Here is a 15,133-nt window from a genome sequence, read left to right as displayed (position 1 = left end):
AAGTTCTATTTTGCTTAGGGAGGGAGCGCCTGTGAAGGAAGAAGAACGGATTTTATGTTTGGATCATTACGAGCATGGCATTGTGGTGCATGCGCTGAATGCGCTGCGAAACGATTTGATCGGCGAGAAGCGCCCCACCGATGCCGTCGATGATCTGTTGCTCAAAACAATTGACGCTCCTTATCAAAAACATAAACGCCGGAGCCATCATGAGGCGCGTTGAAACCGCAAGGAGTCATTTGATACTCTTTGCGATTTTTTTGATTCCCGTCGTTTGGGCGGCATTGCTCACCGCCCCTTCTCTTTCCAGCGGGCTTCCGGCGATGGTGGAGCATCTCAGCGTGGCGATCCACCGCCCCTTTGACATCCGATGGGTGGACGATACGCCGCGCTGTCTGCTCTTTTTTACGCTGGCCTATGGACTCGGCGTCGGCGTCTATCTGGCCTCCCCGCGAAACTATCGACGACGGGAGGAGCATGGCAGCGCCCGTTGGGGCCGGGCGAAAACCATATGCGCCAAATATAGCAGTAAAGAGTCGAAACAAAACAAAATTTTAACCAAGCAGGTGTGCATCGGTCTGGACGGTCGCAAGCACCGGAGAAACTTGAATGTGCTTGTCGTAGGCGGTTCCGGATCCGGCAAAACAAGGTTTTATGCCAAACCGAACGTCATGCAGGCGCACACGTCGTTCGTCGTTCTCGACCCTAAAGGCGAAATCTTGCGGGATACCGGCCATCTGCTCAAGGCCAAAGGATATGACATCAAGGTGCTCGACCTGATCAATCCCCATCGTTCTCATGGCTATAACCCTTTCGCCTATTTGAAGGACGACAAGGACGTATTGAAACTGGTCACGAACCTGATTCGCAATACGACGCCGAAAGGCAGCAACACGAACGACCCGTTCTGGGAACGATCCGAAACGGCGTTGCTGGAGGCGCTCGTTTTGTATTTGCTCTATGAAGCGCCGCCGGAGGAACAGAATTTTCCGATGGTGATGGAGATGATCGCCGCCGCCGAGGTACGGGAAGAGGATGAAACGTATCAAAGTCCGCTGGACGAGTTGTTTGAACGGCTGGCCATGCGCGACCCGGAGCATTTGGCGGTCAAACAGTACAACATTTTCAAGCTGGCGGCGGGTAAAACGGCCAAATCGATTTTGATCGGCCTCGGCGTTCGGCTGGAGAAGTTCAACTTGCATACGATCGCCGGGATGAGCCTGGTCGATGAAATGGAATTGCCTGTCATGGGAGAAAAAAAGACGGCGCTGTTTGCCGTCATTCCCGACAACGACAGCAGTTTCAACTTCATCGTCGGGATGCTCTACACCCAGCTTTTCCAATGCCTGATGTATGAGGCCGACTACCGGCACGGCGGACGCTTGCCGGTGCACGTGCATTTTGTGATGGACGAATTTGCCAACGTCGCCTTGCCCGATGAATTCGACAAGCTGCTCTCCACCATGCGCAGCCGCGAGATTTCGGTTTCCATCATCCTGCAAAATTTGGCGCAGCTCAAAGCGCTGTATAAGGAGTCGTGGGAATCGATCGTGGGGAACTGCGATGTGTTTTTGTACCTTGGCGGCAATGAACAATCCACCCACAAATACGTCTCGGAACTGCTGGGCAAGGAAACGATCGACACGAACACGTACGGCCAAAGCAAGGGACGCAGCGGCAGTTATTCGATCAACTATCAGCTGTCCGGCCGCGACTTGCTGACGCCCGATGAGGTGCGGCTCCTCGATAACCGCTATGCCTTGCTCTTTATTCGCGGCGAGCGTCCTGTTCAGGACGACAAATACGATTTGCTCAGGCATCCCCATGTCGCGCTCACGACGGATGGCAAAGGTCCTCCCTTCCAGCATGGCGGCACGGAACACGCTTTGGATTGGCGAACCGTGACGCTTGATGAAAACGGAGAGTACGAGCTTCTGTCGGAAGAAGACATGGAGTCGCTATTTTTGCGAGGGGAATGATGAAATTGAAGTTCAAAAAGAAACGGCTGTTGGCATTGTACATCATGCTGATGTTAACGGGAACCGTATTTGTCTCCACCGCTTATGCCGAGGGCGATCCGATGACGACGGTCAATAATTTGTCCACTTTCATATTCGGCTTAATCCGGGCCATCGGCATGATCATACTCGGCTTCGGCATTGTCCAGATCGGATTGTCGCTCAAGTCTCACGACCCTTCCCAGCGGGCGAACGGGTTCCTGACGCTCGCCGGCGGGATTATCATTACCTTCACGAAGGAAATTCTTACCCTGATTGCCGGATAAACGGGAGTCGCAAATGAGGGGAACGGGCGGTTTGCCCGTTCCCCATCTAAAGAAAAGGGGTGAGAATATGGCCAAAAACAGTTGGATTATTGACAATCTCGAACATGCGCTCGATACGTGGAACGAGAAAATGAACGAAATCTGGCAACTCGTTACCGAGTCGCCGGCCGACTTCAAAGGCGGCGGCGTTTGGCGCGTCATTACCGACATTCATGGCGCGTTGCAGGCGACGGGACTGGCGCTCCTGGTCTTGTTTTTTGTGATTGGCGTGGTGAAGACGACCGGCAGTTTTGCCGAAATGAAAAAGCCGGAGATGGCTGTCAAGCTGTTTATCCGTTTTGTCTTGGCCAAAGCGGTCGTCACCTACGGGCTGGAGCTCATGATGGCGCTGTTTACCATTGTTCAGGGAATCATCTCCACGATGATGGGACGTTCCGGGTTCGGAAAGACGGAGGCCATGACCTTGCCGAACACCATTGCAAAAGCGATTGAAGACGTCGGCTTTTGGCAAAGCATTCCGCTGTGGGTCGTCTCCCTTTTGGGCAGTCTGTTCATCACAGTGTTGTCTTTTGTGATGATCCTCTCGGTGTACGGGCGTTTTTTTCGCATCTATTTATATACAGCCATCGCTCCCGTTCCGCTATCCGCCTTTGCCGGGGAGCCGAGCCAAAATATCGGCAAATCGTTTCTCAAAGGATATGCTGCCGCTTGTCTGGAGGGAGCGATTATCGTACTCGCCTGCATCATCTACTCCGCCTTTGCCTCCGCTCCCCCGGCGGTCGATGAAGGCGCGGGTGCAGTCACGATGGTGTGGACCTATATCGGAGAGTTGATTTTCAACATGCTGGTACTCGTGGGGACGGTCAAAATGGCGGACCGGGTGGTGAGGGAAATGATGGGGCTGTAGCTTCATTCCGATTCTTCGCCCAGCAATTCCCGGACGGAAACATCCAGCGCTTTGGCAATCGCCACGACTTCGTAGTCTTGGACAAGCCGATACTGCCCTTCCAGACGCGAAAGACTGGTAGGACTGATGTCAAGGCCAGCCGTTTGCAGTCTGGCGAGAAACTCCTTCTGTTTCATCCCCTTTGCCTTGCGGATGGCAACGACTCTCACGCCGATTATATTTTTGTCGCCTGGCGGTTCTTTTCGATGTTTCATTTGTATGCACCTCACATTACAAGCAAAATTGTACGTGAGTGCATCATTGTTTTAATGCGAATATCGCATTAAAATGAAATAAACCGATTTTCGCAATAAAATGGAGAGATACTCTATCATTCAGACAGCCAGAAACGCCGATCTAATGAAGACACTGGGAGGCCGACCGATGACACGATTGCTTGGTCAATTGGAGGAGGAAAGAAGGAAGTTGAACGAACTCGGGAAAAAATCTCTTGATCAGGGAATTCCTCTGTTCGAGAATGAGGCGGTTCAGGCTCAAAGCCGGAAGGTGGACGAATGGATTGTCCAGTGGCTTCAAAGGAAGTCCGGACGAGAGCGTCAGCTGCGCTAGAGCGCGTTCGCATAAGGAGGGGGAAGTCAATGGAGTTTCCGTCATGGTTTCAAAACGCGTTTCAGCGGCGGCTGGACCACGTTTCAGCTCGGATCGAACGCGATCCCGAGTTGTGCACCTATCGTAAAGCAGAGTACACGGCTTTTCAAGCGATGTTTTCCTGCGTGGAGATGACGCAGTTGCCGGCGTTTATGGAATGGGAGGACAAGGTTCATTTTACGCGGGCTTTGGAGAATGAACGCTTGTATTTGCAAGGAATGAGAGACGGCGTACAGCTTGCGTTTGCGCTTCTCTTCGATCCCCTTCCATCCGGCGATGAGTAGTTGGCAAGAAACGAAAAAGACAGAGCCAACATCGGTTCAACCGGAAACTGAGGGCGAGTTGTAGACCATAGTGAACATCGTTTATGGGAGGATTTCAAATGGAAGTGAAAATCAACCGGGAAATCCGGGATTATACGGAAAGCTTATTCTTTGGACTGTCCTTGCGGCAGTTCTTTTTTTCTGTGCTGGCTGTCGGCGTGGCGATCGGACTTTATTTTGGACTGCGCGGCCGCTTTGGTTTGGAAACGCTCAGCTGGATGTGCATTTTGGGGGCCGCGCCCTGCGCAGCCTTGGGTTTCATCAACTATCACGGCATGACGGCCGAGCAGTTGCTTTGGGCGTATGTGAAATCGGAATTTCTGCTGCCAAGACGCTTCGTCTTCTATTCGACCAATATCTATGTTGAAGCGCTGAAAAAGAGCATGCAGTATCGTGAGCAGGAAAGGATGAAGCGCCGTGATTAAAACGCTCAGACGCATCATCAGGCAGGACAAGGAACGATTTGTTATCCCGAAAGGCGTTCAGCAAGTCATCCCGATTCGTGCCCTCTGGCCGGACGGGATTTTTTTTGTCGGCAACAAGTTCTCCAAATCGTATCGGTTCGAGGATATCAACTATGCTGTAGCGTCCAGGGAAGACAAGGAAGCGATGTTTTTGTCTTATTCCGAGCTGCTCAATTCCTTTGACAGCGGAGCGACCACGAAAATTACAATCCATAACCGGCGTTTGAATCGGACCGATTTTGAAAGCTCGATTCTGATTCCGCTACGGCAGGACCATCTCGATGTGTACCGGCAAGAGTACAACGAGATGTTGCTCGCAAAGGCCATCGGCGCGAACGGTACGATTCAGGAAAAGTACGTTACCATTTCTGTCGTCAAGAAAAATGTGGAGGAAGCCCGTCAGTACTTCGCGAGGGTCGGAACCGAATTGATGTCGCATTTTTCCCGTCTCGGTTCCAAATGTATCGAACTGGATGCAACCGACCGTCTGCGCATTTTCCATGATTTCTTTCGAATCGGCGAGGAAGCGGATTTTCGTTTCCATATGTCCGAAACAATGCGCAAGGGGCATGATTTCAAGGATTACATTTGCCCGGATACGTTCGAGTTTGAAAAAGATCATTTTCGGATGGGCCACTTTTTTGGCCGCGTCATCTTTCTGCGGGAATACGCCAGCTATATTAAGGACAGCATGGTGTCCGAGCTTTGCGACCTGAACCGGAATTTGCTGCTGTCGCTGGATATCATCCCGATTCCTACCGACGAGGCCGTTCGTGAGGTGGAGAGCCGTTTGCTCGGCGTGGAGACGAACATCACGAATTGGCAGCGGCGACAAAACCGGAACAACAATTTTTCCGCCGTGGTCCCTTACGATATGGAGCAGCAACGCAAAGAGAGCAAAGAATTTCTGAACGACTTGACGACCCGCGACCAGCGGATGATGTTCGGGCTGCTGACGATGGTCCATATCGCGGACAGCAAGGAGCAGCTCGACAGCGATACGGAGGCGCTGCTCACCACCGCCCGCAAGCATTTGTGCCAGTTTTCCACGCTTACCTACCAGCAAATGGACGGTCTGAATACGGTGCTACCCTACGGCTTGCGAAAGGTTCACGCTTTGCGGACGTTAACGACGGAAAGCACGGCTGTCTTTATTCCGTTTCGGGCGCAGGAAATCGTACATCCGGGCGGCATTTACTACGGACAAAATGTGATCAGCAAGAACATGATTATTGCCAACCGCAAGCAATTGCTGAACGGAAACAGCTTTATCCTCGGCGTATCCGGTTCCGGCAAAAGCTTCACCGCAAAACGGGAAATCGTCAACCAGATGCTGGCCAGCGACGACGATATTATTTTGATCGACCCAGAACGGGAATACTCCGCACTGGTGAACGCATTGGGCGGCGAGACGATTCATATATCCGCCACTTCGCCCAACCATATCAATGCGATGGATATGAATCGTCAATATGGCGACGGAGCTAATCCGATCATCCTCAAATCGGAATTCGTCCTCTCGTTGTGCGAGCAGCTGATAGGCGGCTACCAGCTGGGAGCCAAGGAAAAGTCGCTCATTGACCGCTGCACCGCCAGCGTGTACAGGAAGTATTTGCAGAGCAACTATAAGGGGCAGCCGCCTACGTTGCAGGACTTTCGCGCGGAACTGCTGAAGCAAGCGGAGCCGGAGGCGCAGGACATTGCGCTGGCGATCGAACTGTTTACTTCCGGCAGTCTGAACACGTTTGCTAAGCTTACCAATGTGAATGTCCATAACCGGCTCATCTGCTACGACATTCTCGACTTGGGCAAACAACTCCTCCCGATCGGCATGCTGGTCGTCCTGGACAGCATCCTGAATCGGATAACGCAAAATCGTGCCAAAGGCAAAAATACATTTATCATTATCGACGAAATCTACCTTCTGTTCCAGCACGAATACAGCGCCAACTTTCTGTTCACGCTTTGGAAGCGCGTCCGAAAGTATGGCGCTTTTTGTACGGGAATTACGCAAAACGTGGATGATTTGCTGCAAAGCCATACGGCCCGGACTATGCTCGCGAACAGCGAATTTATCGTCATGCTGAATCAGGCAGCCACAGACCGGATGGAGCTTGCCGGGCTTCTCAATATTTCGGACCTGCAACTCTCTTATATTACGAATGTAGACGCCGGGAACGGACTGATGAAGGTGGGCAGTTCCCTTGTGCCGTTTACCGACAAGTTCCCGCGGAACACGAAACTGTATCGCCTGATGACGACGAAGCCTGGGGATCATTAACAAACAACAGTAAGCGATTGGTCTTAACCGAGAACAATCGCTTACTTTTTTAAATTGTTCTTTCATTTTCCGGTTTAAACACTCTTGTAAAACTCACTGCCAATGGTGCTACTCTTTCTAAGTGGTTTAGGTTTTCGAATGTACCGCTAATTTCTAGTGTTAATTGAACTAAGATACAGCGTGTTTTTCCGTTGCGTAACATTCATTCATTACTTACGTCCGTTACAAAGACATATTCGTGCTCGTCGAGTCCAAACACGGTATGCAGGGATCGAATAACTTCATGGAGCCTTCTCCCTTCGATTACGCACGAAATTTTAATTTCAGACGTGCTGACCGTGTAAATGCTAACGCCGGTTTCGGCAATGGTATGAAACATCGTCGCTGCAATACCTGGGGAACTGACCATTCCCGCCCCGACGATAGATACTTTCACCAAATCGGAGCGGATATCCAATTTTTTGAAACCAACGTCTGCCTGGATGAGATCAAGCACACTTTTTGCCTTCTCCAGATCGGCGAGGCTAACGGTAAAGGACAGGTCTGCCTTGCCATTCCTTATTCCGCCTTGTACGATAAGATCGACATCAATATCGTCTTTTGCCAGCGAATTAAAAACCTCGGCGAGTCGGCTTGGGCTTGTAGGCATATCCAATAAGCTTACATGCGCAATAGGCTTGTCGAACGCGATGCCACGAACTGCGATTCCTTGTTCCATATCCGTTTCCTCCTTCACTTGCGTACCTTCATGGTTCGTAAAGCTGGATCGAACGACCAACTTCACTTTATTTTGTTTGGCACATTCCACCGCGCGAGGGTGGAGAACCGCCGCTCCGAGATGAGCCATTTCCAACATTTCGTCGTAAGAGATTTCCTTCAGTTTTCTGGCTTGCTTGACGATGCGGGGATCGGTTGAATAAACACCGTCCACATCCGTATATATTTCGCACAAATCTGCCCGAATCGCTGCTGCAAGTGCGACAGCCGTCGTGTCGGAGCCTCCGCGTCCAATCGTTGTAATCTCGCCATTCTCTGTCGCGCCTTGAAAGCCGGCTATAATGACGATGTGCCCCTGATTTAGCGCATTCCTTATTCGATCTGCCTGAATGTCGATAATCCGTGCCTTCCCATGGTTTGATTCTGTAAGAATGCCGGCTTGCCATCCGGTTAAAGAGATAGCTTGTTCGCCCAGGGAGTGCAGTGCCATGGATAATAAGGCAATTGAAACTTGTTCTCCGGTACTGAGCAGCATATCCATTTCACGCGATGAAGGGGCTGTCTCCACGATTTGTTTGGACAACTCGATCAAATCGTCCGTCGTATCTCCCATTGCGGAGACCACCACGACGCACTGATGGCCTTCCTGCCTTCGATCCGCGATCCGCCGCGCAACGCGCTTTATCCGTTCGGCGTCGCCTACGGAACTGCCTCCATATTTCATCACCAGTAATGACAACATCATCACTCCCGTGTATGATTTCGAGTTTGTCTCGTAAAACCGTTTACTTAAACTTAATCATGCATAAACTTGTCCTCGATATCGCAATCCAAATGAATCAGATCCATTTTTTTCCAGTGCCGATGCAAATGTCGGATTGAATGGAAGTGACGCGGCAACCGACAATTGAGGCAACTTTAGGTTTCAACAGTACTTGCAAGCGTTCGCGATCCATTTCGCATATCGTTTGATGAATGCTTCTGTCGCGTACAGAGATGGATTGTTCAATTATTGGAGTTCCTTTGTCGATGATCACGATATGGTTTTTAATGACTCTTACTTCAACCTCCTGAGGATATACGCCGATCACTTCCCGCTTGCATTGCAAATAGGCTTCTTTCAGTTGATTGGTTAGCTCCTGCACCATACATTTCTCCTTCCTGCCAGGAAATCAGAATGAGACGTAAGAGTCTGCATGTTCCATGAAATAGATGTGTTTTTTCGGAAAGTCAACGTCTTGTGGCAAATGAACAGGGGATCTGAGAGTAGGAACACAGTTCAATAACGCCGATTCGGCAAGTTCTTTCCGGAATGTCCCCCATTTCTCTTCCTTCTCTTTAACCAATTGGAAAGCTTGGGCAAAGTCAAGACCCTTCAGATTCATAAAAACGGAAGCCCATCCGACGAGGTCGAACGATTTATTGTTGTAAGGCAATCGATATTCGCCCCAACCGCTGAATCCATTACCGGATAGCTTCAGATAACCGCAAATGCTATCTTTTTCGTTATTGGAGAATATACGCCGGGTCAACTCTTGATCAAATCGAAATACTTCGATGGAACGGATTCTCTCCTCATACCGAAAACTGGACGATTCAAGACTCGGAAGCGGATCTGCTTCTTGTACGTGTAACATGCTTGTCACTCTCCCTAAATGTTTTTTGGGTACGACAAAAAGCCCGAAGAGCAGAGAAACGAAGCTCTCGGGCAGTCTGTTGTCAGTCCATCAGACAAACGCAGATCGGATGCGGTTCTCTCTCAATACGCTTACGAGGTTAGCTGTCGGGTTAGGGCTTGAGAGTACCCTTTCCATGTGTCAGGCAGACAAGGAATTCACCCCGTGAAACCATGTAACGGCTTCTGTTGGTTCCCCCGTTTCCCCTTAGGGAATTCAGCGATTCAATTGAATTTGAAGTTGTTGATAGAGATCATACGCTTTTTTCACGTCAATGTAAAAGCCGAATCCGGTGTAGATTTTAGATTTTTTTGCGTTTCTCGTGCATGAAAACGGATGCATTGGACAAAAACTTACGGAGACGGCCATATTTCTTCACAAAGATTCCGTTCTTACGTTTCTGAACGGGAGATAATCGAATTATTTGGGGGAACGATTCTGTTATTCCCTGGACAGGAAGCGATAGCCGATCCCTGGCTCCGTCACAATGAACTTGGGTTGTGTCGAATCTTCCTCCAATTTTTTGCGAAGATGTCCAATATACACCCGTAGATAATGGCTGTCTGACTCATTGTGGAGGTTGCCCCATACTTGTTGGAGCAGCTGACGCTGTGTGACGACCTTCCCGGCATTGGAGGCGAGAATTTTCAACAGATCGTATTCCGTTGGGGTCAGCTTGATTCGTTCTCCCTTCAATTCCACGTTCCGATGTGCCAGGTCGATGGTGAGCTCGCCGAACCGGAGGTGGGGTTCGTTTGTCGATTTGGCCATGTGCCGCAGCGCGACACGTATTCGAGCGACCAGTTCTCCCATTCCGAACGGCTTGGTCACATAATCATCGGCGCCGCTGTCTAATGCGGCGATCTTGTCTTCCTCCCGATCTTTTACCGTTAAGACAATGACCGGAGCATTCGACCATTCCCGGATGCGGCCAAGCACATCCATGCCGGACATGTCAGGCAATCCGAGATCCAGTACGATCAAGTCCGGAATGATCCTGGAAGCCTGTCCGAGACCTTCCTCTCCTGTTGATGCTTCGTAGATGGCATATTGATGGGCTTGCAGGGTTACCTTCAGAAGCTTGCGTATTTGGGGTTCATCATCGACGATTAAAATGCGAGCCCCATGTTCATTCATGGTCATGATTCTTGATGCCCCTTTCTTCAGATGCAGCATTTAAGTCGTCTTGCTTGTTTAAGGGAAGCGTGATCGTCATAATGGTCCCTCGCGGCTCATTCGGCTTCGCCGATATCGTTCCTTCATGAAGCTCGACGATTCCTTTGCATATGGCGAGCCCCAAGCCTGTACCGGTTATTTGCTTCGCCGCGGCTGAACGGTAAAACTTTTCAAATATCCGATCGTATTCGTCCTCGTTCAGTCCAATCCCCTGATCGGAGACGGATATGACAATGTCATCTTCTGTGGTTTGCACTGACAAGACGATTTCACTGTAATCCGGACTGTATTTGATCGCATTGCTGACGACATTGACCATCATTTGCTCCAGCAACACTTCATCCCCCAGCACTATAATGGGGCCGTCATCTGGCAGCTCGGCGCGCAGCTTGCGATGTTGTTGAAAGTCTTTGACTTGAGAAAACGTGACACCGATCAAGTCCTCCACATCACACCAGTTTTTCCTAAGGCGCAGCATCCCGCTCTCAAGCTGCACCATACTGAGCAGATTCGTCACCAGCCGATTCATACGAAGAGCGCCGTCCCGAATCGTGACAAGAAGCTCCATTCGATCACCTGAAGAAAAAAGATGCTCACCCTCGATCAGACCGGTTGTTGAGCCGATGATAGTTGCCAACGGGGTGCGCAGTTCGTGGGAAACCGAATTCAAAATCGCAGTACGAAGCCGTTCCGACTCTGCTGTAAGATGAGCAATTCTGGCTTCCTCCGCTAGCCTGACGCGAGCGATTGCGCTGGCCGCCAAGCCTGCGAGTGCCTCGAGGAGTCTTTTTTGATCGGTTGAGATCGCAGTTCGCGATTGTTTCGGATAGAGTGCCATGACACCATAGATGCGGTCCTCGGCCCGAAGTGGAATAAAGTAACCCAGGGGTTCGATCATATGCGAAGTTCCCATTCCGGATACCTCGCCGGATTCAAACACGTGCCGCACGACAGACATTTCCGCTTCTTTTTGACTGTGATTTGGAAGATCGGCCGACCGATGGGCAAGCGCCAACTTGTTCCGGTCTTCCGACAAATAGATCACGATTTCGGTATCAAACGTCTGCGTAACTTGTCGGGAAAAACTATCCAGCATGGAATGGATGTCTGCGATCGCGCTCATCTGCTTGCTAAGCGCGTAGAGTGCAGCAGTGTGAGCTTCCTTTTGCCTTGAATAGAGGACCTGTTGCTTCAGTCTAGCCGCCAGGCTGGCCGTTAACGCCGCGACCGCCAAATAAACGCCAAATGAAAGCAGATATCGCAGGTCTGCCACGGTAAAACTCATGACGGGTGGCACGAAGAAGAAATCAAAGGCTAACACACCAAGGATCGCAGCGTAGAAAGCAGGACTAAGTCCCCAAAAGACGGCGTTGATAAGAACCGGGAGCAAATAGATAAGGGCAATATTGACCAAATCAAAAGCAAGACCAAACGGTTTTAATACGAAGGTCATGAGAACGATTAGTAACGTTGTGAATAGGTACGATCGCAACGAAATCCATATTGATTTCCATTTCGGCATAACGAACCACATCCTGCTTTTTTTACTGAAGTTCCTCCCATTAGGTTACTGTAAAAAAGGAGTAAAATAAACGATACTAGGCGTAAAAATTTCATAAAAATAATGAAAAAAGCTTATAAGAATGAGAAAACCAGAGAAAAATGAAGATCTTTCACGACGATAAAGCTATCACAAGCATAAAGCACATGAATTACACAAATATACCGTGTGCTTCACTTTACAGTTTTATGGTCTGGGAGTAAGATACGTGCCATGAATTCATTTTGTTTTCAAGTGGGGACGAATTACGGATCGGAGCTTGGGTGAGAGCAAGTGGGCCGATCCGGCTGGGATGAATCCTGCCGCAATTGTGAAAGCATAAGTGGCAGGCTGGTGACTCTCACCACCTGAATCCATCAGCTAACCTTCTAAGCGTGGAAGCAGTTCGTTTCAAAAAGCGTTGCTTGTGGAGAGAGGATGATGAAGCTTTTGTGCGCTCATTTTAAAACATAATGGTCAACATTTCATTCGCTGAATGCTTCGTTAAATACGAAGGAGCGGGGGAACCAACCGAAGCCGGTCTTGTCGGCTTCATGGGGTGAATCGCCGGTAAATCCGGTGTAGGGCGACTCTTACGCCCGAATCCGACAGCTAACCTCGTAAGCGTCGAAGAGAGGCAACAATTGTCGTCATTAGACACGTTTTTCTAGTGCCTAAGAAGCTGACGAAGAGTTCCTCTTCCGAAAGCTTCTTTTTTGTTGCCTGTACCAGGATGGAGGAGATTGGCTATGGAAGCTCAAGATGAGTTTGTACTCGTCTCTGCGCCCAACAAAACCGGGGAGCAGTTTATTAAAGCGTTGCGAATCAAAGGAATACCTTATGCAGCGATTACCAATAATGAAACAGAGAAGTCGAGATTGACACATTTGGGCGTCAAGCACATCTTAATGGTCGATACTGTAGACCGGGAAACCTGGCTCATTCCAGAGTTGCCGGTAGGGAAGGTGTTCTTGTTTGAGTCAAGTTTGCCCTTGATCTGCCGATACATTCAGATCTGCCGATCCTGGACAGGCAAGCCGATCTATGTCGTTACCGGCAGCAGCAATGCAAGACTCATCTACAAAGGACTTGGCGCTAGCTATGTCATTCACACCCGCAGCGATGATGTTTCGTTTCTGCTTGATAACGAAGGATGAATCCATATCAGGCAAACGTACCGGACACATGCTTGAAGGGAGGGTTGATCGATCATGATGGATATCGCGATGATATTGACACTAGGTGGCGTATATGGATTGTTTTGCTTATTTTTAGCTTGGTGCGGACGAGTTGCAGGTGAATCGGGGGGAGAACGCTCATGATTATAGTAACTGTTTTTACAGTTTTGATTTTTTTATATCTCGTTTTTGCTTTGGTGAATCCCGAAAAATTTTAATGGATCTGTAAATGTTTGAGGAGGGCATGAAATGGCCATTTTGCAACTGGCAGCGGTCATTCTGATTTTAGTCTTGTTGGTCAAACCTTTGGGGACATACATCTTTCATGTGTTTTCCAATCAACCCAACCGGACCGACAAAGTATTCGGGCCGATTGAAAGGTTGATCTACGGGCTGACCGGTTTGAAAAACCGCGCCGAAATGAACTGGAAACGATACACGCTCAGCTTGATATTGACCAACGTTATTTTGGTGGCGGTCAGTTATTTGATTTTACGCATCCAGAAATGGCTGCCGATCAACCCGAACGGCATCGATAACATGGAGTCAACGCTTTCTTTCAATACGGTCATCAGCTTCATGACGAATACGAACTTGCAGCATTACAGCGGCGAAACAGGATTGTCCTATTTCTCGCAAATGGCTGTTATTATGATGATGATGTTTACATCAGCGGCATCCGGCATCGTCGTAGCGATCGCGTTCATTCGCGGTTTGACAAGCAAAGGGAAAACGCTCGGCAACTTCTTCACCGATTTTGTCAAAGCGCACACCCGTTTGCTTATCCCGATGGCGATCATCGTGACGCTGGCGCTGGTGGCTTTAAAGGTGCCGCAAACGCTTAGTCCGACCGTTCAAGCGACAACGATTGAAGGCGAGACACAGCTAATTGCAATCGGTCCGGTGGCTTCCCTCGTATCGATCAAGCACCTGGGAACGAATGGGGGCGGATTTTTCGGTGTCAATTCATCGCATCCGTTTGAAAATCCGAGTCCGCTCACGAACGTGATTGAAATGCTGTCGATGTGGTGTATTCCGGCCGCATTGACGTATACATTCGGCAGATTCGCGCGAAATCAAAAACAAGGCTGGGTGATCTTCAGCGCGATGCTTATCTTGTTTGTCGCCTTCCTCTCGGTTGTGTACACGTCGGAACTGCGGGGGAACCCGGCACTGAATGCGCTCGGAATCGACGCTTCGCAAGGAAGCATGGAAGGTAAGGAAGTCCGGTTCGGGATAGCGCAGTCGGCCTTGTTTACAACGGTTACGACCGCGGCGACAACAGGTACGGTCAATAATATGCATGATACCTTGACGCCGCTGGGTGGTCTGGTGCCGCTTTCGCAAATGATGCTGAACTGTGTATTCGGCGGTGACGGCGTCGGGCTGGTCAACATGCTTATGTATGCGATATTGGGCGTCTTCCTTTGCGGACTAATGGTTGGCCGTACGCCGGAATTCATGGGGCGCAAAATCGAAGCCCGGGAAATGAAACTAGTCGCCATCGCTATTTTAGCTCACCCGCTTATTATTTTGGCGCCCTCGGCAATCGCCTTTTTGACGGATTTGGGGAAAGGGGCCATCAGCAATCCCGGCTTCCATGGCATCTCGCAGGTACTGTATGAATATACGTCTTCCGCCGCGAACAACGGTTCCGGCTTCGAAGGTTTGGGCGACAATACGACGTTCTGGAACGTTTCTACGGGACTTGTCATGCTGTTCGGACGTTACATTTCTATTGTGGCACTGCTCGGCGTAGCCGGTTCCCTGGCGGCGAAACAATGGGTGCCTGAAACGATCGGAACGTTCCGCACGGACACCAAATTATTTGCGGGTATTCTCGTCGGTACCGTACTGATTATCGGAGCTTTGACCTTTTTGCCCGCCCTTGTTCTGGGTCCGATCGCAGAGCATTTGACGCTCCTGAAATAGAAGAGGT

Annotated in this window: 17 protein-coding genes and 2 riboswitches; of the genes, 11 read left to right on the top strand and 6 right to left on the bottom strand. The window is 49.9% G+C overall.

The window, feature by feature from the left end; all coding sequences use genetic code 11:
* Positions 1–31: 31 nt before the first annotated feature.
* The 4 genes from FS806_RS05715 (at position 32) to FS806_RS05700 (ending at position 3,191) form a co-directional block, all read left to right on the top strand.
* Positions 32–223 carry a hypothetical protein gene (locus tag FS806_RS05715; protein WP_054819089.1) on the top strand — a complete coding sequence of 64 codons (192 nt, stop codon included), beginning with the start codon at positions 32–34 and terminating at the stop codon, positions 221–223.
* Between the two features lie 16 nt (positions 224–239).
* Complete coding sequence (locus FS806_RS05710; RefSeq protein WP_260981989.1) at positions 240–1,979, top strand: VirD4-like conjugal transfer protein, CD1115 family; 1,740 nt, start codon at positions 240–242, stop codon at positions 1,977–1,979.
* The gene (locus FS806_RS05705; protein ID WP_041052545.1) at positions 1,979–2,284 is read left to right on the top strand and encodes a hypothetical protein; all 306 of its coding nucleotides are present in this window, start codon (positions 1,979–1,981) and stop codon (positions 2,282–2,284) included. Before FS806_RS05710 ends, FS806_RS05705 begins: the two co-directional genes overlap by 1 nt.
* A 67-nt stretch (positions 2,285–2,351) precedes the next feature.
* The gene (locus tag FS806_RS05700) at positions 2,352–3,191 is read left to right on the top strand and encodes a VirB6/TrbL-like conjugal transfer protein, CD1112 family (RefSeq protein ID WP_144878491.1); all 840 of its coding nucleotides are present in this window, start codon (positions 2,352–2,354) and stop codon (positions 3,189–3,191) included.
* A 2-nt stretch (positions 3,192–3,193) separates the two neighbouring features.
* On the opposite strand, the gene FS806_RS05695 is transcribed toward FS806_RS05700, so the two are convergent.
* On the bottom strand, positions 3,194–3,445 hold the full coding sequence (locus FS806_RS05695; protein ID WP_054819090.1) for a helix-turn-helix domain-containing protein: 252 nt from the start codon (positions 3,443–3,445) through the stop codon (positions 3,194–3,196).
* Positions 3,446–3,614: 169 nt separating this feature from the next.
* On the opposite strand from FS806_RS05695, the gene FS806_RS05690 reads away from it, so the two are divergent.
* From FS806_RS05690 to FS806_RS05675, 4 genes are all read left to right on the top strand, one after another.
* Complete coding sequence (locus FS806_RS05690; protein ID WP_144878490.1) at positions 3,615–3,800, top strand: aspartyl-phosphate phosphatase Spo0E family protein; 186 nt, start codon at positions 3,615–3,617, stop codon at positions 3,798–3,800.
* A 29-nt stretch (positions 3,801–3,829) separates the two neighbouring features.
* On the top strand, positions 3,830–4,123 hold the full coding sequence (locus tag FS806_RS05685; RefSeq protein WP_054819091.1) for a hypothetical protein: 294 nt from the start codon (positions 3,830–3,832) through the stop codon (positions 4,121–4,123).
* Positions 4,124–4,221: 98 nt separating this feature from the next.
* Complete coding sequence (locus tag FS806_RS05680; RefSeq protein ID WP_054819092.1) at positions 4,222–4,587, top strand: PrgI family protein; 366 nt, start codon at positions 4,222–4,224, stop codon at positions 4,585–4,587.
* Entirely contained in the window at positions 4,580–6,907 is a 2,328-nt protein-coding gene (locus FS806_RS05675; RefSeq protein WP_144878489.1) for a VirB4-like conjugal transfer ATPase, CD1110 family, read from the top strand. The genes FS806_RS05680 and FS806_RS05675 overlap by 8 nt, the downstream gene beginning before the upstream one ends.
* Before the next feature lie 202 nt (positions 6,908–7,109).
* Here FS806_RS05675 and FS806_RS05670 read toward each other — a convergent pair whose 3' ends face one another.
* The 5 genes from FS806_RS05670 to FS806_RS05650 all read right to left on the bottom strand — a co-directional run bounded on the left by FS806_RS05670 (position 7,110) and on the right by FS806_RS05650 (position 11,998).
* Positions 7,110–8,363 (bottom strand): aspartate kinase, encoded by a 1,254-nt coding sequence (locus FS806_RS05670; RefSeq protein ID WP_144878514.1) that lies wholly within the window; start codon positions 8,361–8,363, stop codon positions 7,110–7,112.
* Between the two features lie 100 nt (positions 8,364–8,463).
* Entirely contained in the window at positions 8,464–8,772 is a 309-nt protein-coding gene (locus FS806_RS05665) for a Na-translocating system protein MpsC family protein (protein WP_144933641.1), read from the bottom strand.
* A gap of 24 nt (positions 8,773–8,796) precedes the next feature.
* Entirely contained in the window at positions 8,797–9,261 is a 465-nt protein-coding gene (locus tag FS806_RS05660; protein WP_054819094.1) for a hypothetical protein, read from the bottom strand.
* Between the two features lie 112 nt (positions 9,262–9,373).
* A riboswitch (cyclic di-AMP (ydaO/yuaA leader) is annotated at positions 9,374–9,532 on the bottom strand.
* Positions 9,533–9,741: 209 nt separating this feature from the next.
* On the bottom strand, positions 9,742–10,443 hold the full coding sequence (locus FS806_RS05655; protein ID WP_144878487.1) for a response regulator: 702 nt from the start codon (positions 10,441–10,443) through the stop codon (positions 9,742–9,744).
* Positions 10,430–11,998 carry an ATP-binding protein gene (locus FS806_RS05650; protein WP_144878486.1) on the bottom strand — a complete coding sequence of 523 codons (1,569 nt, stop codon included), beginning with the start codon at positions 11,996–11,998 and terminating at the stop codon, positions 10,430–10,432. Before FS806_RS05650 ends, FS806_RS05655 begins: the two co-directional genes overlap by 14 nt.
* Before the next feature lie 498 nt (positions 11,999–12,496).
* A riboswitch (cyclic di-AMP (ydaO/yuaA leader) is annotated at positions 12,497–12,658 on the top strand.
* A gap of 107 nt (positions 12,659–12,765) precedes the next feature.
* Here FS806_RS05650 and FS806_RS05645 point away from each other — a divergent pair.
* The 3 genes from FS806_RS05645 (at position 12,766) to kdpA (ending at position 15,126) form a co-directional block, all read left to right on the top strand.
* The gene (locus FS806_RS05645; protein ID WP_054819095.1) at positions 12,766–13,173 is read left to right on the top strand and encodes a hypothetical protein; all 408 of its coding nucleotides are present in this window, start codon (positions 12,766–12,768) and stop codon (positions 13,171–13,173) included.
* 161 nt (positions 13,174–13,334) lie between these two features.
* Entirely contained in the window at positions 13,335–13,412 is a 78-nt protein-coding gene (locus FS806_RS27060; protein WP_144878513.1) for a potassium-transporting ATPase subunit F, read from the top strand.
* Positions 13,413–13,443: 31 nt separating this feature from the next.
* Positions 13,444–15,126, top strand: coding sequence for a potassium-transporting ATPase subunit KdpA (gene kdpA, locus FS806_RS05635; protein WP_144878485.1), 1,683 nt, complete (start codon positions 13,444–13,446; stop codon positions 15,124–15,126).
* The last annotated feature ends 7 nt before the right edge of the window (positions 15,127–15,133 follow it).

Origin of the sequence: Paenibacillus sp. 32O-W, from assembly GCF_007679495.1 — a bacterium.
GTDB lineage: Bacteria > Bacillota > Bacilli > Paenibacillales > NBRC-103111 > Paenibacillus_L > Paenibacillus_L residui.
This window is presented reverse-complemented; position numbering and strand designations above follow the sequence as displayed.